A 20,975-nucleotide genomic window follows, 5' to 3' on the forward strand; every position below is an offset into this window, starting at 1 on the left:
ATCCCAAATTAAGCGAGAATTAAAAGGCGTAGCGCACCCTTAACTTGCGTTGCTGCTGGCCACGCCGACGCATCGCAAAACCAATCCCGCCGAAGCCTAAGAGCATCATAGCCCATGTAGAGGGCTCAGGTACCGCTCCACTGACGCTGCTAAACTTCAAGTCTTCCATATAAAAATCATTGCCAGTGACATTGGACAAACGAAAAGTATCAAATGATACTCCTGAAAACCCAATGAACTGAGGTGAACTGCAACAGTTATTGTTGTTGTAAGTGTAGCTTTCCACGAGATTCCCGGCGAGATAGGTTTGAAACGTTGCAGAAGTCGGCGAGTTGAATTCAAAAAATGCCCCAGCGAGCTGTACGGGCGATGCAAACGTGAAATCCCAAATAGCCTGCGGGGTGCCAGCGCCGTTATTTGCAAATGAGGCTGCATGCATGCCCACCATGACGGCAGAGTTATTTGTGTAAGCATTCGAGGCATATAACGGTTGCCCGCTTACGGTCAGACCGGCCGAAGCATATTGATTAGTAATTACTGTCCCTGGCGCGAGGGCATGATCGTCGAACGTCACGATAGTAGTGCCGGGGCCTGCTCCGGGGTCAGTGAGGACCACCGCTGCAGCTGCCATCGTCGGGAGGGCCGTCGCGAGGACTCCCGCAGTGATAACCGTAATGCCGGTTCGGATAAACATAATTAAGCCCCTCAACATGCCACCCAATCGTGACCTTACGCTCGCTGCTGTAAACTTAACAAGCGAGAACGCAAATCTAAACTTCTGTTTCTAAACGGGACACTACGAGTCTCACCGGAAAAGCCCCGTTGCCGCTAAAGGGCGTTAAACAAAGCGAATATGCGAAGCAGGCGGTATTAACAGACGATAACGGAAAAATTACTAAACTAGGCGGCAATCAAGTCAGCCAAAACGATGTAGGGCATCTTGAGTGTACCCGGAAACCTACAGCCTAGCGAGCAGGTTGCGAACGCTGGAGGCATGCCACCGCCCGCCCCCGCCGTGTCTGGATACGCTGTGCATTGAGTTCGGCGGCGATGGTGGTCAGCGACGTGTTACTGCTTGCCCTTATCTCCCGCACGGCCCCTGCAAGTTCTACCGCTTACGCGATTACAAGTCGTCTCGGGATTCTCTTGAGAGCATTTGGTCAACAAAAGAGCAACTTCGCCTCCACCGACGATCCGCACACGATCAACTGCAGCAGGCTTCGTTATCCCGGCAAAGAGCACCTCAATGGACAAAGAGGTGCTCCCCGGCGGTATCAGCAAAACCTCCTCATTTGCTAGGTTCGCAAGAGCGATACCCATGCGCTTCTGATTTTCTGTTATGACAGCAGCGGTTCCGTGACTCCGCTTAAGATCGGGAAAGTTGAGGAATAGCGACACGTTTTGCCCAGCCAACGGCCGCAAGTGCTCCCAGTTTTCATTAAACGCACTGAAATATAAGCGGCGTTCCTCCACCCGGTTTGATAGCCGCAGCATCGTGCCGGTGTCGAAGTCGGCATATGCGACGCATGATTGCGTTTCTTTACAGATGAACTATCCGCGCTCCGTTTTTTTATAGAGGGCATTCTGCGCGACGGCTGGAACCCCGGGTAGCACGAATGCTGCGCCAAGCGCGCTGATAAGCATCGAACGGATCGAGATCATTTGCTCACCTTTGTTGCATTGGTCACCGGCGGCCCGCGTTTGGACGCAGCAGCGAGTTTGTCGCGGGCCTTCTGCACCTGTCGGGTGTACGCCGGCGCGATCACTGGGAGCATCCCCTGAGCGGCCTTCTTGTCCTCCTCTCCGGTGGACATATTGAACTCACCGGGGAGGATTCTCGCAACGTCAGTCGGCCAACGCTTCCGAACCTGCCACTTCGCGGACCCCTTTCGGCGGGATAATTTGAACACAGCTTCCATGCCTCCGTGTAGCAACTTTGTGTAGCAACGGAAGGTCAGAAACCAATGTTTTCTAGGGTTTTCAGCGCCCTTGAGGGCGGTGGTGGACAGGGCTGGATTCGAACCAGCGTACGGAAACCCGGGCAGATTTACAGTCTGCTGCCTTTAACCACTCGGCCACCTGTCCATGGGGTCCGCTTTGGGAAGCGGTCCAATGGCGAAACGAGGCTTGCCTGTCAATGCCAGTCATGGGAAAGGCGCGCGCTATGAGACAGATTTCCCGTCACCGTCGCCCGCAAGGCCAGGCCCAGCGCGGCCAGGCCACCCGTTTCTGGGGCCGCCACGCCGTTCTCGCGGCGCTCGCCAACCCCGAACGCACCGTCAAACGCATCTGGGGAACGCGCGAAGCGCTGGGTCAGCTTGACCTGCCGCCGGTGGTTCCGATCAGCTATGCCGAGGTTACCGACCTCGCGCGACTGGTCGCGCGCGATGCGCCGCATCAAGGGCTGGTGATCGAGGTCGATCCGCTCGAAGACATCTATCTTGGCGACCTGTTGCAACTAGAGGTCGATACCGACAGCAAGCGCCCGCTCATTGTCCTCGATCAGGTCACCGATCCGCACAATATCGGCGCGGTGCTGCGTTCGGCCGCCGCATTCGATGCTGCCGCGATCATCACCCAAGACCGCCACAGCCCGCCCGAAAGCGGCGTCATCGCGCGGTCGGCCTCTGGAGCGCTCGAAATTGTGCCGTGGATCCGCGTCGTCAACCTGTCGCGCGCGCTGGAGGAGATTGCCGAGGCGCAATACTGGCGCATCGGGCTGATGGGAGACACCGAAACGACATTGGGCTCGACGCTCGACGGTAGCAAGGTCGCGCTAGTGCTCGGTTCCGAAGGCGACGGGATGCGCCACAATGTGATGGAGCATTGCGACGTGCTGGCCAAACTGCCGATCTCGCCGCGCATGGAAAGCCTGAACATCTCGAACGCCGCTGCCGTCGCGCTCTACGCGGTGGCGACGGCGGGCAAGGGCTGAGCCCAAAGGCTGTCATAGCGAGCGACGAAGCAATCTCCAGCTAGCAGCCTTCAATGCCGATAGCTGGCGATTGCTTCGTCGCTCCGTTCCTCGCAATGACGAGGGAGCAGAGCTTAATCCTCCGCCGCGATCCGCACCTTTAACCCGTCGAGCGCCTCGCTAAACGGCAGCTGGCACGACAGGCGCGACATGGCGTCGCGGTCGGTGGTCGAATCGAGCAAGTCGTTCTCGTCCTCGCTCATCGCGGGCAGCTGATCCGCCGCACCCGCCTCGACATGGACATGGCACGTCGCGCACGAACAGCAACCGCCGCACAGCGCCAGCAGTTCGTCGAACCCGGCATCGCGGATATTTTCCATCACTGTCAGGCTGGTGTCGCCTTCGATCTCATGTTCGGTTCCGTCACGCGTCACGACAATCAGCTTGGCCATGCTAGTCCCCATATCTTCGATGTTGCTGGCGCTATGTCGCGCGTTGCACGGCAAATCAAGCACTGCTAGTGACGGATTGAGGAACAAAAAGGGAATATGACATGGGCTTGACCCAGCAGCAGTTGAACGCGGGCATCGATGCGCTCGCGGCGCTTGATCCGAACTTCGCGCGCGCGCTCGGCAACGCGGGCTATCCCGAACCGCGCATCCGCGCACCGGGTTACACCACCCTGCTTCGCACCATCGTCGGCCAGCAAGTCAGCGTGGCCGCCGCGAACTCGATCTGGAACAAACTTGAGGCGCAGTTCGGCGTAGGCTGCCCAGCCGAAGTCGTCGCAGTTGCCGATTTCGACACGCTGCGCGCGTGCGGCCTGTCGGGCCAGAAACAAGGCTATGCCAAGAGTCTGGCGCAGCTGATCCTCGACGGCGAGCTCAAGTTCGACGCGCTGCCCGCCGACGACGAGGAAGCGATCGCGCTACTCACCAAGGTCAAGGGCATCGGCCGCTGGTCGGCCGAAATTTACCTGCTGTTTGCCGAGGGCCGTCCCGACATCTGGCCCGCCGGCGATCTCGCGGTGCAGGAAGCCGTCGGCCGCATCCTCCAGCTCGGTGCACGTCCCAGCGAGAAGGCAGCGCGCGAACTCGCCGAACCCTGGCGCCCGCACCGCGGCGCCGCGGCGATTTTCAGCTGGCACTGCTATAATATGGCGGTGATTTAGAATCATGACCCTGGTTTGACCGTCCGCCACCCAACCTCATCATTCCATGGGGGGGTGTACCTCGTCGCAGCGACAGTACGCTGGGTTCCCGCTATCACGCGAATGATGCAAGGATGGGATGATCATATTGGCAGTATGCGACCATCTCCTGACAGAAAAAGGGACGCGGCCTTCGCTGACCGCGTCCCTTTTCCGTGGATCCCGCCGACAGGCTGGGAAACTCAATTACCTTGAAGCGAGCCGCAGTGCGCCGGCTTTCGATGCCCACCGGATGCTCTCGCTGCCGCCCATCGCGCGGATGAAGCAGGTCTGACCGTGCGCTTTCAGTTCGCGGCACAGATTATTCGCATCGGTGCGCGTCGCCAGACCATTCACCGTCAAGCGATAAAAGGTTCGACCATTGACCGTCGCGGCGTGGCTCGATGCCGGGAAATTGGCGAGCACGCTGTTCCGTTTTTTCAAGCCACCCCATTTTTCCTTGGCAATGCCCAGGCTGTCATAGGCGCCGAGCTGCACCGCCCAGCCGTTGGGCTTTTGGGCATTGAACGCCATCGCCTTCGGGATCAGCACGGTCGCCAGTTCCAGCGCCTGTTGCTGCGCTGGACGGATACGACCCTCGCCCGCGACGCGCGGAGCGGCGCGATAGGGGGCTGCGTCGGCCATGATGACTTCGCCCGCGGCCTTCGGCTGCGGCAATTCGGTGACCGGCACGACGCCATCGGCGGTGCGTTCGGGCATCGGCAGCTCGACGCTGCGGATCGCGCTGCTGGCATCGGCCAGCACCGGCGGCGGCGGCGCATAGGCGGCGACTGGCGCCGGATCGGCGCTCGCGAGTTCGACCGCCGGTGCGGCGGCCGCCATCTGCGTCTCGCCATAATTGCTGAGCGCAAGGCGAACCGGCATCCCGGCATCCTCCTGCGCCGTGGTGCCGATCAGGCTCGCGACACGCAGTTGCGCGTTCGGGCTTTCGGCCAGTTTCGACCATTCCAGCATCCGCGCTTCGAGCTTGGCGGGCGACAGGTCCTGCGACGCCAGGATCCGCGCCTGCGCCCAGCGCCCGGAGAGAGCAAAGGCGAGCGCCAGATTCTGCCGCGTCCGCGCGCCGGCATCGGGTTCACGCGCCGCGTCGGTCAAAACATAGATCGAACCTTCGCTGTCCCCGGCCAGTGCCAGCGCCAACCCGATGTCGGACGCCGGTACGGTGTCGCGGTGCGCCTGAAGCAGCGAAATCGCCTCGGCGCTCTTGCCCTGCGCAATCTGCGCCAGCGTCAGGGCGATAATCGTATTGCTGTCGGTCGCGCCCAGTTCCATCGCTTCGGCGAGCGCTGCGGTGGCCGATGCAAAACGGCCGTCGTTGAGGTACGCCTGTCCCAGCAGCGCGCGATAGCTCGCGTCGCGCGGGTTTCCAGCAACCGCGGCTTCGGCCAGGCCGACCGCCTTGGTGACTTTCCCGGCTTCGAGCGCCGCGCGCGCCTGATCCGCCGACTTGGCGGCGACCGCGGGTTTCCCCGCGGCGCGCGACGGCGCCTCGGCCATCGCGCCCATCCCGCTGCATCCGGTGGCGACGCTCAGCACAAAGCCCGAAACGGCGAGGTTCATCAGCATTTTGCGGTTCATCTTAGGGTCCCCTTTGGACTGGTTCAGCGCGGCATTGTCTGGCGCGATGGGCGTGCTGCCGGCAGGCGGCTCGCCATCGCGTCGATTTCGGGCAGCGTGGTCAGATATTCGTCGAGCAGGTCGGTCAGGATCACCTGCGACGACCGGTTCGTCACCGCGCTCGCCAACCGCAGCCGCAGATGGCGTTCGGCGTCGAGGCGCAGCGTGAAGGCCGCCTTTTCGCGCGCCCGCAGCGCGCGCGGCGCCTTTTCCTTCTTCGCTTTCGGCTCGGGCCGCGCTTCGACCTTGCGCGCCACGGCGGCGACGCGATCGATCAGCGATTCCTGCTGGCGAACGATTTCAGGAACTTCATGCGCTTCGGCTTCAAAAGCATCGGCGCCATAATCTACGGCCGCATAATCCTCGGCAACCGCATCGGTCAGTTCATGGCCGACGCTGTCGTCGACGGCATGTTCGGCCTCGACATTATGCGCCAGCACCGAACCGGTGAGCAGTGGCTTGAGGTCGAGCATCCGCGCCGGTTCGCCCGACTGGTCGGGATCGACGTCATAGCCCATGTCGTTCCAGCCAAGATCGTCATAGCCGACCGAATTGACGGGTGCGGGACCGCTGCCCAGCGGCTGGCGGCGCATGGCTGGCCGTGCGCCACCCTTGCGGGCCAGCAGTCCGGCGCTCAGCGATGCGAGGGGTTTGGGTTCGCCCATGGTTCCGATCCCTCCCGTCACTGGCCAGCGATGCGGCGGCCGAAGCCACCGCCCATCGGACGGACCGCGCCATAATTGCCCTGCGTCGGGATCGGCGCGGCAAAGATGGTGCGGCGGAAATTCTTTTCGAGCCGGTCGCTCATATAGGTCCACAGCTGGCGGATCTCTTCGGCCGAGCGGCCATTGGGATCGACTTCCATCACCGTTCGCCCGTCGATCATCGACGCGGCATAGTCGGTGCGGTGGTGCAAGGTGATCGGAGCGACGGTGCCGTGCTGCGACAATGCAACCGCGGCTTCGCTGGTGATCTTGGCCTTCGGCGTCGCGCCGTTGACCACGAATACCAGTGGCTTGCCGGCGCGTTCGCAAAGGTCAACGGTAGCGCCAACGGCGCGCAGATCGTGCGGACTGGGCCGGGTCGGGACGACGATCAGTTCGGCGACCGAAATCACGCTCTGGATCGCCATCGTAATCGCCGGCGGCGTATCGATGACTGCGAGTTTGAAGCCCTGCTGACGCAGAATTTCCAGATCCGAAGCAAGCCGCGCCACGGTCGTCTGGGCAAAGGCCGGCAGATCGGTCTCGCGCTCGTTCCACCAGTCGGCGAGCGAGCCCTGCGGATCGATATCGATCAGGACGACCGGACCCGCTCCCGCAAGCTGCGCCTGTACCGCGAGATGCCCCGACAAGGTCGTTTTTCCCGACCCGCCTTTTTGTGAAGCCAATGCCAAAACGCGCACAGCTGTCCCCCTGAAAAACCACGAATTGGCGGTGGAATGCCATGCGGGGCGCTAAAATTGAGTTAACGATGATAAAAAGAAGGTGAACGGCTCGCTCGCCATCGTGGTTAACAAGACCTCAAGAGAGACTTGTCCCGAAATGGATCAAATATCGCCTCTGGTGCAGCTTGCTAACGCGGTGTTAGCCAATTCACGCTAAGAAACCGTCGGGGACTGCAGCGATGCAAGTCATTGGAGAATAAGATGCGACCATTCCGCACCGCCGTTTCGCTGGCGCTGCCGCTGATTGCGGCGACAGTGCTGACCGCACCCGCCCATGCCGACGTCAAGGACGGCGTCGATGCCTGGCAGCGCGGCGATTATCAGGGCGCCGTCGCCCAATGGCGCCCCGCCGCGCTCGCTGGCGATGCCGATGCGCAGTTCAACCTGGGTCAGGCCTATAAGCTCGGCCGCGGCGTGCCCGCCGATCTGGCGCAGGCCGAGGCCTGGTACCGCCGCGCCGCGAAACAGGGGCATTTGCAGGCCGAAGATAATCTGGGTCTCGTCCTGTTCACCGCCAACCGCCGCGACGAAGCGATGCCCTTCATCCTCCGCTCGGCCGAACGCGGCGAGCCGCGGGCGCAATATGTCCTTGGCACCGCCCACTTCAACGGCGACCTTGCCGCGCGGGACTGGCCGCGCGCCTATGCGCTGACCAAGCGCGCCAGCGACGCCGGGCTGAGCGTCGCCTCGGCGCGGCTGGCGCAGCTCGACAGCCTGATCCCGCTCGACCAGCGCCAGCGCGGGCTCGCGATGCTGCCAGAAATCGAAAAGAACGAGGCGCGCGCACGCCTGTCCGCGGTCAACGCTGCGGCACCGCCTGCCGCAAAGGCGGCCCCTGCCTCGCCGATCAAGACCGCCAGCCTGCCCGCCTCGGTTCCCGGCGCCAGCTACACGCCGCCGCCGGTGATCGCGACCCCGGCCCCCTTGACGCCCGCCGCGCAGGCCGCCGCGCTCGCCGCTGCCGAAGCCACCGCGGCGGCCGATGCAGCCAAGGCAAAGCCCGGCACGACCTATGCGCCGCCGCCCGCCAGCGGCAAGCTGCCGCCCACTCCGGCCAAAACCAAGCCGCCCCTCAACACCGAACCCATCATGGTCCGCGAAACCCCGACCCCGGCCCGCCCCGGCGGCGGCAACAGCCCTTGGCGAGCACAGCTCGGCGCGTTCGGGGTAGAGGCCAATGCGCGAAACCTCTGGACGTCGCTCGGCAAAAAATACCCTGCCGTGGCCGAGCGTCAGCCGACCTACTTCAAGACCGGCAAGGTCACCCGCCTCCAGACCGGCGGCTTTGCCAACAAGGGCGAAGCCAACAACTTCTGCGCCGCGCTTACCAAGGGCGGGCAGGCCTGTCTGGTCGTCGATAAATAAGGCCAAATCCTCCCTGTGACGAAGTCTTGGGGGGGCCGCTCGCGAAGCGTGGGGTGGAGGGACAGCGACGGCAGCGCCAGGGGCCCTCCGTCAGTCCTGCGGACTGCGACCTGCCCACGGCTTCGCCGCAGGGAAGATTGAGAACAAGCTACTTCGTCTTCTCCGCCGCCAATCGCTTCGCCAGCGCTTCGCGCGACCGGTCGGCATAAGCACGGCACGCCCCCGGATCGGCACGATACCGCCCCTCGCCCGCATTGTCGGGATGCGCAGAAATCAGGATGTCGCAGCTCAGTGCCACCATCGTCCGATAACTTTGCGCAAAGCCCGCCACGAACGGCGCTCCCGCAGGGCTGCTGAACCTGTAATCGTCCGCCGACACCGGATTCAGGCTCGACGCAAAGACGATCACCTTGCACCTCTTGCCCTCGCACGCCTGCCAGCTCCAGCTCATGCTGCCCATCGTATGCCCCGGCGTCGCATGCGCGGTGATGGCGGTCTTGCCCAGCGTCATCACCTCGCCATCATTCATCACGCGCATGGGCGTCGTCACCGCGGGCCAGCTGCCGCCAAAGGCCAGCTGCGGATCGTCGGCGGCGTGGCGTCCCGACTTCAACCCCTCGGCCCCGCGCGCGCTCGCCACCACGGTCGCGCCGGTGTCGCGCGCCAGCGCCGCGAGCCCGCCGGCATGGTCGAAATGCGGCTCGGTGCTCAGAATAAATTTGATGTCTCTGGGGTCGAATCCCAGCGTGCGAATATTGGCCAGAATCGCGGGCGCCGCCTGCGGCAAGGCGCCATCGATCAGCACCAGCCCATCGCCGGTATCGATCAGTGCGACGCTCATCCCGCCGAACCCGACCAGATAGCCGTTACCATAAATTTTCTCGGGCGGCACAGGCGCCAGCCATTCAGCTGATCGCGATGTCGTAATCGGCTGCGTGAGCGGATCGACCGCCGGAACCGGCGTCCCACTCGCCGCCGCCAGCCACGCCATAAGACTGATTGTTTCGAACATTTTCGTCTCCTTCGCGATGAGAATGCCAAGCCGACCCGCGTGTAACAAAGCATCATTTCTCGACAAAGCCATGAGAATAATTGATACCTGCAACATGGACCGCGCCCAGCTCCCGCTCAACGCTCTTCGCGCTTTCGACTCCGCGGCGCGCCACCTCAACTTCACCCGCGCCGCGATCGAACTGTGCGTCAGCCAGGGCGCCGTCAGCCATCAGGTGGCGCAGCTCGAACGCCGCCTCGGCACCCGCCTGTTCCACCGCCTGCCGCGCGGCCTCGCGCTCACCGACGAGGGGCATGCGCTTGTCCCCGTCGTCGCCGACGCCTTCGACCGCGTCGCCGCGACGCTCGACCAATATAGCGGCGGCCGCTTCCGCGAAGTGCTGAAAGTCGGCGTCGTCGGCACCTTCGCCACCGGCTGGCTGCTCCCGCGCCTCGACGCCTTCGCCCGCGCGCATCCGGGCATCGACCTGCGCATCTCGACCAACAACAACCGCGTCGACCTCGCGGGCGAGGCGCTCGATTTCGCGATCCGTTTCGGCGACGGCGCCTGGCACGGCACCCACGCCGAGCCGTTGCTCTCCGCGCCGATGACCCCGCTCTGCACCCCCACGATCGCCGCGCGGCTCCACACCCCCGCCGACCTGATCCCCGAACGTCTGCTGCGCTCGTATCGCGCCGACGAATGGGCGCTGTGGTTCGCCGCAGCGGGTGTCCCCGTCCCAGTGCTGCGCGGCCCGATGTTCGACAGCTCGGCGCTGATGGCGACCGCCGCCACCGCTGGTCAGGGCATCGCGCTCGCCCCGCCTTCGATGTTCGCCCGCGAGCTCGCCGCTGAACTGCTCGTCCAGCCCTTCACCACGACGATCGACGCCGGCCGCTACTGGCTCACCCGCCTGATGTCGCGCCCCGAAAGTGACGCGATGGCGCGGTTCAAGGCATGGCTGGCCGATGAAATCGCGGGCGAGGGCAGCCGCGCGTAACCCGATGTGTGAAGGTCAGCCTTGGGGTAGTGAGTGGCGTTGCACCAACGGAGCAATTACGATCGGATCAGTTAATTCCGGGCTCGGCGGACGTTTCCCAGCCGTCATATTTTACTTCGTAGTGGGCTTCTATCTTCAGTGCGTCGCTGCGGAGCCGAGCGAGATCTTCAAGGCTTGTTGATTGTTCTCGTTCCAGCCAAAGATAAAATGAGCCGTCTTGCTCAGGACCACTCACGCTAACCAGCCGCCAACCAAGAGCGTCGACATCGCCCTTGAGGTCTTTGATCGGACCATCTTTTCCGACGAAATACGCGCTAATCGTCCGAACGACAGTGGCGACGTCCCCAGCTTGCTTCAGGGCATCTACGAGCTGAGCATCGGACGCCTCCTCCTTTGCAAGGCGCTCGGCCGCAATTGGAACGTGGTCCAAGTCCATCAAAAGGATTCCCAAGGTAGCGACGATCGAGAACATTTGTCTGAGGTGCCACCGACAGCGAATGTCCACAAGTGGTCGTTCTAAACCTTCGTCATCCGGGATTTGATCCGGAATCCATCAACGCGACGTAGCTGTGGACCCCGGATCAAGTCCGGGATCACGACGAGGAGAATATCCTCCCTGTCGCCAAGCGATGGTGAGGGGGACCGTCGCCGCAGGCGATGATGGAGGGGCGGCGACGCTGTGCCACAGCCCCTCCGTCAGCGCTTCGCGCTGCCACCTCCGCGTGGCTGCGCCACCGGGAGGATCAAAGGCCTCAAGCAGCCCCCCTACCCCCGCAAAATCTTCTCCATCTTCTTCCCCCGCGCCAGTTCGTCGATCAGCTTGTCGAGATAGCGCAGCTCGCGCATCAACGGCGCCTCGATATTCTCGACCCGGATCCCACAAATCACCCCGGTAATCAGCGACCGCGCCGGGTTGAGCCGCGGCGCGTGTATAAAGAAATCCTCGAAAGTCGTCCCGTTCGCCAGCTCCGCCTCGAGCGCTTTCTGGCTATACCCCGTCAACCAGCGGATAATCTCGTCGACCTCGGCCTTGGCCCGGCCCTTCTTCTCCGCCTTGGCGACATAATGCGGGTACACGCTCGCGACGCTGATCGAAAAGATGCGGTGTGTGGTCATGGGGTCTCCCCATTTCGGTCGGATGCGGGTTCGCGGTGCATCCCGGAACCTACATAGGCAGATATCGGGACACTTTGACCTTCAGAAGCTGGATCAGTGCTTCGTCCATAAACTCATAATCGTCCGGAATGTCTAGGCAGATGACGCGCACGTCGTTCAGCGCGGTCCTGTATCGCTTCTGAAGCTTGTTTCGACGTGCCTTTTCCATCACGAAGATCATATCCGCCCAGCGAACGGCTTCAGACGTCAGCGGGTTCTCCGCATCGTTATTGGTTCCCGCTGAGGCCGTTTCAACTCCCGGATGGTCGGCGAATATCTGCTCGGCCGTCGGGCTGCGTAGCCGGTTCTGACTGCACACGAACAGGATGTTACGGACCTTCACCAAATGGCCTTGCCCTACCCCAGCACCCAGCTCCGCCGCGGATAACCCTGCGCCCACAGCAATGCCGTCAAATCATGATGCCGCACCACCGCTGCCGCCGCTTCCGCCGCCGTCGGGTGCGGGTAATAGCCTACCCCCAGCCCCGCCGACGTGATCATCGGAATATCGTTCGCGCCATCACCGACCGCCAGCGTGTCGGCGAGCGGCAGGCCGTGCTTGGCCGCTTCGGCCTTCAGCGTTGCCAGCTTGGCCGCGCTATCGACGATCGGCTCGGCAACCTTGCCTGTCAGCTTGCCGTGCCGGATTTCCAACGTATTCGCCACCACCTTGTCGAACCCGATCGCCTCGCCGACCGGCCCGGCAAAGGCGGTGAAGCCCCCTGACACCAGAACCGAATGCGCGCCATGCGCTTTCATCGTCTGCACCAACGTCCGCGCGCCGCGCGTCAGTTTCACTCGCTCCATACGGCAGTCGACCAGGGTCGCTTCGGACATCCCCGCGAGCAATTCGACGCGCTCGATCAGTGCGGCGCGAAAATCGAGCTCGCCGCGCATCGCCCGCTCGGTGATCGCCGCAATTTCGGGCTTCAGCCCCGCATAATCGGCCAGTTCGTCGATGCACTCGACGGTGATCATCGTCGAATCCATGTCGGCGATGATCAGTTTTTTGGTCCGATCACCCTGCGGCTGGACGATCGTGTCGAGCGATCCATGGTCCATCAACGCTAGTTCGGCACGCGCGCTGACCAGACTGCCATGAAAGACAATATCGGCGGCGTCGCCGACATCCAGCCAGTGCGGCGCGCCGACGTCGTGGCCTGTCGCGTCGAGCCGGTCGATCGCTTCGCGAACCACCTCGTCGGTCAGCTTCCCGGCTGCTATCAGCGTCGCGACGAACATGGCATCTCCTTCATCCTCTTTCGGCGCACGGCCACCTGTCGCGCTTATCGCTGGCCCCACCGCCAGCGGCAAGAGCGCATTGGCGGTGGCGGTTGCAAAAGCCGTCGGGCGCGGCGTCGTGGTCAACGCCGACGCGAGCCAGGTGTATGCCGATCTCGCGATCCTCTCGGCGCGCCCGAGCGACAAGGAGATGGGGGGCATCCCCCACCACCTCTTCGGCCATATCGACGCCGCCGAGGCGCATAATGCCGCGCGCTGGGCCGATGAAGCGCGCGCCGCCATCGCCGCTGCGCACGCCGCAGGCGACATCCCGATCCTCGTCGGGGGCACCGGCCTTCATATCCGCACCCTGCTCGACGGGATTTCGCCGATCCCCGAAATCGACCCCGATGTTCGCGCCGCGGTGCGCGCCCTGCCCGTTACCGACACCCACGCCGCGCTTATCCGCGAAGATCCCGATACCGCCGCCCGCCTGAATCCCGCCGACACCACGCGCGTCGCCCGCGCCCTCGAAGTCGTCCGCTCGACCGGCCACCCGCTCGGCCACTGGCACGCCGCGCACACGGGCGGCATCGGCGATACGATCACGCTCGCCCCGCTCATCCTGCTCCCGCCGCGCGACTGGCTGCGCGAACGCTGCGACCAGCGGCTCTTCCAGATGTTCGACAGCGGCGCGGTCGCCGAGGTCGAAGCACTGCTGGCTCGCGACCTCGACCCCGACCTTCCTGCGATGCGCGCCATCGGGGTCCCGCAGATCGCGCAATATCTGACCGGCCTTATCGACCGCGGCGAAGCGCTAATGCTGACGCAGGCCGCCACCCGCCAATATGCCAAACGCCAGTATACCTGGTTCCGCAACCAGCCACCCGCCGAGTGGCCGCGTTACCCAGAGTCACTAAACAACGATTATATTGATAAATTAGCAATAAAATTACGTCAAAGCCTGTTGACAGGATAGAATCATATACCTATTGCCCGCAACCCTGTTGCAGCGCACAAGCGCGGCGTTTTTGATGTCGAAAGGAGTTTCGTGGTGACGGAAATGAGCGGTGCCGACATGGTGGTTCAGGCGCTGGTCGACCTCGGGGTCGACACGGTGTTCGGCTATCCGGGCGGCGCGGTGCTCCCGATTTACGACGCGCTCTTCAAGCATCCGACGATCAAGCACATCCTCGTCCGCCACGAACAGGCGGCGACGCATGCGGCGGAGGGTTATGCACGCTCGACCGGCAAGCCCGGGGTCGTCCTCGTCACCTCCGGCCCCGGCGCGACCAACGCCGTCACCGGCATCACCGACGCGCTGATGGATTCGATCCCGATGGTCGTGCTCACCGGACAGGTGTCGACGGCGCTGATCGGCACCGACGCGTTCCAGGAATGCGACACCGTCGGCATCACCCGCCACTGCACCAAGCATAATTATCTGGTGATGGATCCTGAACGCCTCGGTCCGATCCTGCACGAGGCTTTCTATATCGCCACTCACGGCCGCCCCGGTCCGGTGGTGATCGACATCCCCAAGAACGTCCAGGTCGCGACCGGCAATTATGTGATCCCCGAAAAGATCGCGCACAAAAGCTATCGCCCGCAGGTCGAACCCGATGCCGACGCCATCGCCGCTGCCGTCGCGATGATCGCCGCGGCCGAGCGTCCGATCTTCTACACCGGCGGCGGCGTGATCAACGCCGGCCCCGATGCGAGCGCGGCGTTGCGCCAGCTCGTCGCGCTGACCGGCGCGCCGGTCACGTCGACGCTGATGGGGCTCGGTGCCTTCCCCGCCGACGATCCCAAGTGGCTTGGCATGCTGGGCATGCACGGCACCTATGAAGCCAATATGGCGATGAACCGCGCCGACCTGATCATCGCGGTCGGCGCGCGCTTCGACGACCGTGTCACCGGCCGTCTCGACGCTTTCTCGCCCGATTCCAAAAAGATCCATATCGACATCGACAGAAGTTCGATCAACAAGATCGTCCCCGTCGATCTCGCGGTCGTGGGCGATGCCGGACGCGCGCTCGACGCGATCATCGCGGGCTGGCAGGATGCGGGGCACAAGCCGCGCGACCTTGGCGAATGGTGGCGCCGGGTCGACGGCTGGCGCGCGACGCGCTGCCTCGACTTCCCCGAAAAGAAAGAGAATGGCGCCGAAGTCATGCCGCAGCGCGCGGTCAAGGCGCTGTTCGACGCGACCCGCGGCATGGACCCGATCATCACCACCGAGGTTGGCCAGCACCAGATGTGGGCGGCGCAGCATTTCCATTTCGACAGCCCCAACCGCTGGCTCACCAGCGGCGGCCTCGGCACGATGGGCTATGGCTTCCCCGCCGCGGTCGGCGCGCAGATCGCGCATCCGAACCGCCTCGTCATCTGCATCGCGGGCGAAGCTTCGCTCCAGATGAACATCCAGGAAATGGGCACCGTTGCGCAGTACCGCTTGCCGGTGAAAATATTCATCCTCAACAACCAGTGGATGGGCATGGTCCGCCAGTGGCAGGAACTGACCTACGAAAGCCGCTATTCGAACAGCTATTCGGACAGCCTTCCCGATTTCGTCAAACTCGCCGACGCCTATGGCTGGACCGGCCTGCGCATCGACACGCTCGGTGAACTCGCCGACGGCATCCAAACGATGATCAACACGCCGGGACCCGTGATCGTCGACTGCCGCGTCGCGCAGCTCGCCAACTGCTTCCCGATGATCCCCTCGGGCGCCGCCCACACCGAGATGCTCCTCCAGCCGAGCGACGTCACCGGCACGATGGACGACGAAGCGAAAGCACTGGTCTAAGCCCATGAAAATCTACACCGAAGCGGGCGAGCGCCATGTGCTCGCCGTCACCGTCGATAACGAGGCGGGCATCCTCGCCAAGATCACCGGGCTGTTCTCGGCGCGCGGCTATAATATCGAAAGCCTGACCGTCGCCGACATCAGCGCCGATCACGCGCTGTCGCGGATCACCATCGTCACGAGCGGCCCGCCCGCGGTGATCGACCAGATCATCGCGCAGCTCGACCGGCTCGTTCCCGTCCACAGCGTCACCGACCTCGCCGACGGCGGCGCGCATGTCGAACGCGAGATCGCGCTCGTCAAGGTCGCGGGCAGCGGCGACAAGCGCATCGAGGCGCTGCGCATGGCCGACGTGTTCCGCGCCAAGGTCGTCGATACAACGCTCAGCAGCTTCATCTTCGAAATCACCGGGACGAGCGACAAGGTCGACCGCTTCATCGCACTGATGCGCGAATGCGGTCTGGTCGAAGTTGGCCGCACCGGCGTCGTGGCCATCGCCCGCGGGTCGGAGGCGGTTTAGATATTACTCACACCCGTCACCCCGGCGAAGGCCGGGATCTCGCCGTGGCAGTTTAACGCGAGGGCGAGATCCCGGCTTCCGCCGGGATGACGAACAAACAGATACGAGAAGGGGTTTCAACCAATGCAAGTCTATTACGATCGCGACGCCGACCAGGATCTGATCAAGGGCAAGAAGGTTGCCGTCGTCGGCTACGGCAGCCAGGGCCACGCCCACGCGCAGAACCTGCGCGACAGCGGCGTCGCCGAGGTCGCGATCGCGCTGCGCGCCGGATCGGCGACCGCGAAAAAGGCCGAAACCGCAGGCTTCAAGGTGCTTTCTAACAAGGAAGCTGCCGAGTGGGCGGACGTCATCATGGTCGCCGCACCCGATGAGCATCAGGCAAAGATCTACGCCGACGACCTTGGCCCCCATATGAAGCCCGGCGCCGCGCTCGCCTTCGCCCACGGCCTCAACATCCACTTCGGCCTGATCGAAGCGCGTGCAGACATTGACGTCTTCATGGTCGCACCCAAAGGCCCCGGTCACACGGTGCGCAGCGAATATCAAAAGGGCGGCGGCGTCCCCTGCCTAATCGCGGTCGCGCAGGAAGCGACCGGCAACAGCGGCAACGGCTATGCCAAGGCGCTCGCCCTCTCCTACGCCTCGGCAGTGGGCGGCGGGCGCAGCGGCATCATCGAAACCACCTTCAAGGAAGAGTGCGAAACCGACCTCTTCGGCGAACAGGCGGTGCTCTGCGGCGGCATCACGCATCTGATCCAGGCGGGTTTCGAAACGCTGGTCGAGGCGGGCTACGCCCCCGAAATGGCCTATTTCGAATGCCTCCACGAAACCAAGCTGATCGTCGACCTGCTCTATGAAGGCGGCATCGCCAACATGCGCTACTCGATCAGCAACACCGCCGAATATGGCGACATCAAGACCGGCCCGCGCATCATCACCGAAGAAACCAAGAAGGAAATGAAGCGCGTCCTGCAGGACATTCAGTCGGGCCGCTTCGTCAAAGATTTCGTCCTCGACAACCAAGCCGGCCAGCCCGAACTGAAGGCGAGCCGCAAGGCCGCCGCCGCGCATCCGATCGAACAGGTCGGCGGTGAACTGCGCGCGATGATGCCTTGGATCGCCAAGAACCAGCTGGTCGATAAAGCCAAGAACTGACGGCCCGGAGCCTAGCCCTCGTCATTGCGAGGAGCGCAGCGACGAAGCAACCTCCAGCCATCGACCTGCACAAGGTCGAGAGCTGGAGATTGCTTCGCTTCGCTTGCAATGACGAACTGAGGACGTAATGGGAAACTCTCCCTTCGACACCCACCGCGCCGACCTCGACGCATTGGCCGCGCAAAGCCGCCGCCGCGCGCTCGCGCCGCGCGCGGGCCGCGATTTCGCGTCGAACGACTATCTCGGTCTCGCCGACTCCGCAGCGCTCCGCACCGCCCTTACGGCGGGCATCGAACGCGGCCTCCCCGCCGGATCGGGCGGCTCGCGCCTGCTCCGCGGCAATCACGCGGAACATGAAGCGCTCGAAGCCCACGCCGCGCGCCATTATGGCAGCGAGGGTGCGCTCTTCTTTCCGACCGGCTTCGCCGCCAACGCCGCGATTTTCGCCACCCTCCCGCAGCGCGGCGATCTGATCGTTCATGACGACCTGATCCACGCCAGCGCGCACGATGGCATGAAGCTCGGCCGCGCCGGGACCGTCGCCGCCGCGCACAACGACGCGCAGGCGTTCGACGACATCATCTCTCGCTGGCGCGCAGGCGGTGGCGGCGGCACCCCGTGGATCGCGGTCGAAAGCCTCTACAGCATGGACGGCGACCGCGCCCCGCTTGCCGATCTCGCCGCGGTCGCCGACCACCACGATGCGGTGCTTGTTGTCGACGAAGCGCACGCCACGGGCGTGTTCGGCCCCGGCGGCGCGGGGCTGGCGCATTTTCTCACACGCCGCGACAATCTGATCACCCTCCACACCTGCGGCAAGGCGCTCGGCTGTGAAGGCGCCCTCGTTTGCGCCCCCGCCATCGCCACCGATTTCATCGTCAACCGCGGGCGCCCCTTCATCTTCTCGACCGCCCCGTCGCCGCTGATGGCGTGGCTCGTCCGTCAGGCGATCGAAATCGTTGCGAACGAGCCCGAGCGTCAGGCACGCCTCCACGCGGTCGTCCGCCACGCCGCCGAACGCCTCGTCCCGCTTGGCATCGCCGCCAGCGGTACCCAGATCCTGCCCGTGATCATCGGCGACAACGACCGCACGATGCGCATCGCGGGAGCGCTGCGCGAGGCGGGTTTCGACATCCGCGGCATTCGCCCGCCGACCGTCGCGCACGGGACCGCAAGACTGCGCATCGCGATCACCCTCAATGTTGACGAGGCCAGCATCGACGATATGGCGCACGCGCTGGCCGACGCAATGGCCGCGACATGACCCGCTTCGTCGTCACCGGCACCGACACCGGCATCGGCAAGACCGTGTTCGCTGCCGCGCTCGCGGGCGCAACGCGCGCGCCGTACTGGAAGCCGATCCAGTCGGGCCTCGAGGACGAAACTGACAGCGAGGTCGTCGCCCGCCTCGCCAATGTCGCAATCCTGCCCGAAGCCTATCGCCTGAACACCCCCGCCTCGCCCCACCTCGCCGCCGAGATCGACCATATCACCATCGACCTCGCCGAGCTCACCCCGCCCCTCGGCAACCTGATCATCGAAGGTGCCGGCGGAGCGCTCGTCCCCGTCACCCGCACCACGCTCTACGCCGACCTGTTCGCGCGCTGGCAGATCCCCGTGATCGTATGTGCGCGTACCGCGCTCGGCACGATCAACCACAGCCTGCTCACGATCGAGGCGCTGCGGTCGCGCGGCGCCCCGATCCACGGGGTCGCGTTCCTGGGCGATGCGGTCAAGGACAGCGAGGCGATCATCGCCGAAATCGGCGGCGTCCGTCCACTGGGACGGCTGCCAATCCTCGACCCGCTGACGAATGAAACACTCGCGGCTGCGTTCAACTCAAACTTCGATCGTGCCGATTTTGGCTAACTGAAAGCCGCTTGGCCCGAGCTTGTCGAAGGGCCGTTCTTGTCTTTATGCGAAGCAAGAAGAACGGTGCTTCGACAAGCTCATCACAAACGGAAAAAGAAGAATGTCGCACACCTCCCCCGTCTGGCACCCCTTCTCCCAGCACGGCCTCGGCGACCCCATCCCGCTGATCACCCGCGGCGAGGGCGCCCGCCTCTACGATGCCCACGGCAATCACTGGATCGACGCCATCTCCAGCTGGTGGGTAACCACCCACGGCCACGCGCACCCGCGCATCATGGCGGCGATCCGCGATCAGTCCGAACGGCTCGACCAGCTCATCTTCGCCGGCTGGACCCACGAGCCTGCAGAAAGCCTCGCCGCCGAACTGATCCGCATCACCTCCGATCCGCTCACCCGAGTCTTCTTCTCAGACTCGGGCTCGACCAGCGTTGAGGTCGCGCTCAAGATGGCGCTCGGTTACTGGTATAACATCGGCGAGCCGCGCAGCCGCATCCTCGTTCTCGAACACAGCTATCATGGCGACACGATCGGCACGATGTCGGTCGGCGAGCGCGGCGTCTACAACCGCGCCTGGCAGCCGCTGCTGTTCGACGTCGACACCATCCCCTTCCCGCGCGAAGGACTGGAGCAAGCCACGCTCGACGCGCTCGAAGCCGCCTGCGTGCAAAAGCCCGCCGCCTTCATCGTCGAACCGCTCATTCTCGGCGCCGGCGGCATGCTGATCTACCCCGCCTGGGTGCTCGCCGAAATGCGCAGCATCTGCGCGCGCCACAACGTCCTCTTCATCGCCGACGAAGTGATGACCGGCTGGGGCCGCACCGGCACCCGCTTCGCCTGCGATCAGGCCGGCGTCATCCCAGACATCGTCTGCCTCTCGAAAGGCCTGACGGGCGGGGCGCTGCCGCTCGCGGTGACGCTTTGCATCGAACCGATCTTCCAGGCCCACTTCTCGACCGACCGCGCCAAAACCTTCTATCATTCGAGCAGCTACACCGCGAACCCGATCGCCTGCGCTGCCGCGAATGCCAATCTCGAAATCTGGCGCGACGAGCCCGTACAGCAGCGCATCGACACCCTCGCCGACGCGCAGGCCGCACATCTGTCGCTACTCAGCCACGGCCCGCGCGCCCAGAACCCCCGCCGCCTCGGCACCATCGCCGCGCTCGACATCGTCGTGGCGGACTCAGGCTATCTCTCGAACCTCGCCCCCCGCCTGATCGCCTTAACCCGTGACCATGGTGTGCTGCTGCGCCCGCTCGGCAACACGGTCTATGTCATGCCGCCTTATTGCATCACCGCAGAAGACCTGGCCCAGGTGTGGGACGCCATCGCGCTTTCCCTCGATCACCTGACCTAGCGTTTTTCCAACAGCAATTTGTCGCCCGCCTGGCGAATAATCCCCTCGATCATTGGCCGCACGAACCCCAGCCCGGCCGGCAGATCGAAATCGATGACCAGCGCCGCATCTTCGACCGTCGCGGTCGATGCGATACTATGACCCATCGCGTGGATGACGAAGTCCATGCGATCGTCAGTTTCCCAGCGATGCTCGACCCGCCCCAGCCCGCCGGGTATCAGCTTGACCAGGTCGTCGGCGCGCGCCGCCATGCGGCGGCGCACTTCGGTGCGGGGCAGATCATGGGCAATGCGAACGCTCGGCATCGGTTGGCTCCTTCGGCTTTCGATGTGGGGCGCG

At 64.0% G+C, this 20,975-nt stretch carries 23 protein-coding genes and 1 tRNA gene; 11 read left to right on the forward strand and 13 right to left on the reverse strand.

Annotated elements, in window-relative coordinates:
- Positions 1–19: 19 nt before the first annotated feature.
- From IPF76_RS16845 to IPF76_RS16855, 3 genes are all read right to left on the reverse strand, one after another.
- Positions 20–694 carry a PEPxxWA-CTERM sorting domain-containing protein gene (locus IPF76_RS16845; RefSeq protein WP_293846400.1) on the reverse strand — a complete coding sequence of 225 codons (675 nt, stop codon included), beginning with the start codon at positions 692–694 and terminating at the stop codon, positions 20–22.
- Between the two features lie 964 nt (positions 695–1,658).
- Positions 1,659–1,814: a hypothetical protein gene (locus tag IPF76_RS16850; RefSeq protein ID WP_293846402.1), complete on the reverse strand. Its 156-nt coding sequence runs from the start codon at positions 1,812–1,814 to the stop codon at positions 1,659–1,661.
- 185 nt (positions 1,815–1,999) lie between these two features.
- Positions 2,000–2,085, reverse strand: a tRNA-Tyr gene (locus IPF76_RS16855).
- 79 nt (positions 2,086–2,164) lie between these two features.
- Between IPF76_RS16855 and rlmB the strand changes: the two genes are divergently transcribed.
- Positions 2,165–2,935, forward strand: coding sequence for a 23S rRNA (guanosine(2251)-2'-O)-methyltransferase RlmB (gene rlmB / locus IPF76_RS16860; RefSeq protein ID WP_293846404.1), 771 nt, complete (start codon positions 2,165–2,167; stop codon positions 2,933–2,935).
- A 113-nt stretch (positions 2,936–3,048) separates the two neighbouring features.
- Here the strand turns inward: rlmB and IPF76_RS16865 are convergent, their stop codons facing one another.
- Entirely contained in the window at positions 3,049–3,366 is a 318-nt protein-coding gene (locus IPF76_RS16865) for a 2Fe-2S iron-sulfur cluster-binding protein (protein WP_293846406.1), read from the reverse strand.
- Positions 3,367–3,467: 101 nt separating this feature from the next.
- Here IPF76_RS16865 and IPF76_RS16870 point away from each other — a divergent pair, with 101 nt between their 5' ends.
- The gene (locus IPF76_RS16870; protein ID WP_293846408.1) at positions 3,468–4,085 is read left to right on the forward strand and encodes a DNA-3-methyladenine glycosylase 2 family protein; all 618 of its coding nucleotides are present in this window, start codon (positions 3,468–3,470) and stop codon (positions 4,083–4,085) included.
- Between the two features lie 225 nt (positions 4,086–4,310).
- Here the strand turns inward: IPF76_RS16870 and IPF76_RS16875 are convergent, their stop codons facing one another.
- The 3 genes from IPF76_RS16875 to IPF76_RS16885 are packed head-to-tail and all read right to left on the reverse strand — an operon-like array spanning position 4,311 to position 7,146.
- Positions 4,311–5,702, reverse strand: coding sequence for an SPOR domain-containing protein (locus IPF76_RS16875; protein WP_293846410.1), 1,392 nt, complete (start codon positions 5,700–5,702; stop codon positions 4,311–4,313).
- A 23-nt stretch (positions 5,703–5,725) separates the two neighbouring features.
- Complete coding sequence (locus IPF76_RS16880) at positions 5,726–6,406, reverse strand: hypothetical protein (protein WP_293846412.1); 681 nt, start codon at positions 6,404–6,406, stop codon at positions 5,726–5,728.
- Positions 6,407–6,423: 17 nt separating this feature from the next.
- Positions 6,424–7,146 carry a ParA family protein gene (locus IPF76_RS16885; protein WP_088443538.1) on the reverse strand — a complete coding sequence of 241 codons (723 nt, stop codon included), beginning with the start codon at positions 7,144–7,146 and terminating at the stop codon, positions 6,424–6,426.
- 243 nt (positions 7,147–7,389) lie between these two features.
- On the opposite strand from IPF76_RS16885, the gene IPF76_RS16890 reads away from it, so the two are divergent.
- On the forward strand, positions 7,390–8,553 hold the full coding sequence (locus tag IPF76_RS16890) for an SPOR domain-containing protein (RefSeq protein WP_293846414.1): 1,164 nt from the start codon (positions 7,390–7,392) through the stop codon (positions 8,551–8,553).
- A 148-nt stretch (positions 8,554–8,701) separates the two neighbouring features.
- Here IPF76_RS16890 and bla read toward each other — a convergent pair whose 3' ends face one another.
- Positions 8,702–9,565: a subclass B3 metallo-beta-lactamase gene (bla, locus tag IPF76_RS16895; protein ID WP_293846416.1), complete on the reverse strand. Its 864-nt coding sequence runs from the start codon at positions 9,563–9,565 to the stop codon at positions 8,702–8,704.
- Between the two features lie 94 nt (positions 9,566–9,659).
- Here bla and IPF76_RS16900 point away from each other — a divergent pair, with 94 nt between their 5' ends.
- Complete coding sequence (locus IPF76_RS16900) at positions 9,660–10,544, forward strand: LysR family transcriptional regulator (protein ID WP_293847388.1); 885 nt, start codon at positions 9,660–9,662, stop codon at positions 10,542–10,544.
- A gap of 67 nt (positions 10,545–10,611) precedes the next feature.
- Here IPF76_RS16900 and IPF76_RS16905 read toward each other — a convergent pair whose 3' ends face one another.
- From IPF76_RS16905 to serB, 4 genes are all read right to left on the reverse strand, one after another.
- A complete protein-coding gene (locus tag IPF76_RS16905; RefSeq protein ID WP_293846418.1) occupies positions 10,612–11,016 on the reverse strand; it encodes a ribonuclease E inhibitor RraB in 405 nt (134 codons plus the stop codon).
- A gap of 293 nt (positions 11,017–11,309) precedes the next feature.
- Positions 11,310–11,660 (reverse strand): DUF2200 domain-containing protein, encoded by a 351-nt coding sequence (locus IPF76_RS16910; RefSeq protein ID WP_293846420.1) that lies wholly within the window; start codon positions 11,658–11,660, stop codon positions 11,310–11,312.
- Between the two features lie 49 nt (positions 11,661–11,709).
- Positions 11,710–12,042, reverse strand: a complete 333-nt coding sequence (locus IPF76_RS16915) for a low molecular weight protein tyrosine phosphatase family protein (RefSeq protein WP_293846422.1) — start codon at positions 12,040–12,042, stop codon at positions 11,710–11,712.
- A gap of 14 nt (positions 12,043–12,056) precedes the next feature.
- Entirely contained in the window at positions 12,057–12,941 is an 885-nt protein-coding gene (serB, locus tag IPF76_RS16920) for a phosphoserine phosphatase SerB (protein WP_293846424.1), read from the reverse strand.
- Between serB and miaA the strand changes: the two genes are divergently transcribed.
- From miaA to IPF76_RS16955, 7 genes are all read left to right on the forward strand, one after another.
- Positions 12,940–13,899: a tRNA (adenosine(37)-N6)-dimethylallyltransferase MiaA gene (gene miaA / locus IPF76_RS16925; protein WP_293846426.1), complete on the forward strand. Its 960-nt coding sequence runs from the start codon at positions 12,940–12,942 to the stop codon at positions 13,897–13,899. The two genes, serB and miaA, sit on opposite strands and share 2 nt — an antisense overlap.
- 75 nt (positions 13,900–13,974) lie before the next feature.
- Positions 13,975–15,729, forward strand: a complete 1,755-nt coding sequence (locus IPF76_RS16930; RefSeq protein ID WP_293846428.1) for an acetolactate synthase 3 large subunit — start codon at positions 13,975–13,977, stop codon at positions 15,727–15,729.
- Between the two features lie 4 nt (positions 15,730–15,733).
- The gene (gene ilvN / locus IPF76_RS16935; RefSeq protein ID WP_293846430.1) at positions 15,734–16,249 is read left to right on the forward strand and encodes an acetolactate synthase small subunit; all 516 of its coding nucleotides are present in this window, start codon (positions 15,734–15,736) and stop codon (positions 16,247–16,249) included.
- A gap of 123 nt (positions 16,250–16,372) precedes the next feature.
- On the forward strand, positions 16,373–17,407 hold the full coding sequence (ilvC, locus tag IPF76_RS16940; RefSeq protein WP_293846432.1) for a ketol-acid reductoisomerase: 1,035 nt from the start codon (positions 16,373–16,375) through the stop codon (positions 17,405–17,407).
- 127 nt (positions 17,408–17,534) lie between these two features.
- Positions 17,535–18,671, forward strand: a complete 1,137-nt coding sequence (locus IPF76_RS16945; RefSeq protein ID WP_293846434.1) for an 8-amino-7-oxononanoate synthase — start codon at positions 17,535–17,537, stop codon at positions 18,669–18,671.
- Entirely contained in the window at positions 18,668–19,276 is a 609-nt protein-coding gene (gene bioD / locus IPF76_RS16950) for a dethiobiotin synthase (RefSeq protein WP_293846436.1), read from the forward strand. The genes IPF76_RS16945 and bioD overlap by 4 nt, the downstream gene beginning before the upstream one ends.
- Before the next feature lie 103 nt (positions 19,277–19,379).
- Positions 19,380–20,636, forward strand: coding sequence for an adenosylmethionine--8-amino-7-oxononanoate transaminase (locus IPF76_RS16955; RefSeq protein ID WP_293847389.1), 1,257 nt, complete (start codon positions 19,380–19,382; stop codon positions 20,634–20,636).
- Here the strand turns inward: IPF76_RS16955 and IPF76_RS16960 are convergent.
- Complete coding sequence (locus IPF76_RS16960; protein WP_293846438.1) at positions 20,633–20,941, reverse strand: polyhydroxyalkanoic acid system family protein; 309 nt, start codon at positions 20,939–20,941, stop codon at positions 20,633–20,635. The genes IPF76_RS16955 and IPF76_RS16960 overlap by 4 nt on opposite strands.
- Positions 20,942–20,975 lie beyond the last annotated feature (34 nt).

Source organism: Sphingopyxis sp., from assembly GCF_016704835.1.
GTDB lineage: Bacteria > Pseudomonadota > Alphaproteobacteria > Sphingomonadales > Sphingomonadaceae > Sphingopyxis.

Bases quoted from the DNA above. Each gene is read 5' to 3' on its own strand.
- IPF76_RS16845 (WP_293846400.1), bottom strand. From the start codon at position 694: ATGTTTATCCGAACCGGCATTACGGTTATCACTGCGGGAGTCCTCGCG.
- IPF76_RS16850 (WP_293846402.1), bottom strand. From the start codon at position 1,814: ATGTCCACCGGAGAGGAGGACAAGAAGGCCGCTCAGGGGATGCTCCCA.
- rlmB (WP_293846404.1), top strand. From the start codon at position 2,165: ATGAGACAGATTTCCCGTCACCGTCGCCCGCAAGGCCAGGCCCAGCGC.
- IPF76_RS16865 (WP_293846406.1), bottom strand. From the start codon at position 3,366: ATGGCCAAGCTGATTGTCGTGACGCGTGACGGAACCGAACATGAGATC.
- IPF76_RS16870 (WP_293846408.1), top strand. From the start codon at position 3,468: ATGGGCTTGACCCAGCAGCAGTTGAACGCGGGCATCGATGCGCTCGCG.
- IPF76_RS16875 (WP_293846410.1), bottom strand. From the start codon at position 5,702: ATGAACCGCAAAATGCTGATGAACCTCGCCGTTTCGGGCTTTGTGCTG.
- IPF76_RS16880 (WP_293846412.1), bottom strand. From the start codon at position 6,406: ATGGGCGAACCCAAACCCCTCGCATCGCTGAGCGCCGGACTGCTGGCC.
- IPF76_RS16890 (WP_293846414.1), top strand. From the start codon at position 7,390: ATGCGACCATTCCGCACCGCCGTTTCGCTGGCGCTGCCGCTGATTGCG.
- bla (WP_293846416.1), bottom strand. From the start codon at position 9,565: ATGTTCGAAACAATCAGTCTTATGGCGTGGCTGGCGGCGGCGAGTGGG.
- IPF76_RS16900 (WP_293847388.1), top strand. From the start codon at position 9,660: ATGGACCGCGCCCAGCTCCCGCTCAACGCTCTTCGCGCTTTCGACTCC.
- IPF76_RS16905 (WP_293846418.1), bottom strand. From the start codon at position 11,016: ATGTTCTCGATCGTCGCTACCTTGGGAATCCTTTTGATGGACTTGGAC.
- IPF76_RS16910 (WP_293846420.1), bottom strand. From the start codon at position 11,660: ATGACCACACACCGCATCTTTTCGATCAGCGTCGCGAGCGTGTACCCG.
- miaA (WP_293846426.1), top strand. From the start codon at position 12,940: ATGGCATCTCCTTCATCCTCTTTCGGCGCACGGCCACCTGTCGCGCTT.
- serB (WP_293846424.1), bottom strand. From the start codon at position 12,941: ATGTTCGTCGCGACGCTGATAGCAGCCGGGAAGCTGACCGACGAGGTG.
- ilvN (WP_293846430.1), top strand. From the start codon at position 15,734: ATGAAAATCTACACCGAAGCGGGCGAGCGCCATGTGCTCGCCGTCACC.
- ilvC (WP_293846432.1), top strand. From the start codon at position 16,373: ATGCAAGTCTATTACGATCGCGACGCCGACCAGGATCTGATCAAGGGC.
- IPF76_RS16945 (WP_293846434.1), top strand. From the start codon at position 17,535: ATGGGAAACTCTCCCTTCGACACCCACCGCGCCGACCTCGACGCATTG.
- bioD (WP_293846436.1), top strand. From the start codon at position 18,668: ATGACCCGCTTCGTCGTCACCGGCACCGACACCGGCATCGGCAAGACC.
- IPF76_RS16955 (WP_293847389.1), top strand. From the start codon at position 19,380: ATGTCGCACACCTCCCCCGTCTGGCACCCCTTCTCCCAGCACGGCCTC.
- IPF76_RS16960 (WP_293846438.1), bottom strand. From the start codon at position 20,941: ATGCCGAGCGTTCGCATTGCCCATGATCTGCCCCGCACCGAAGTGCGC.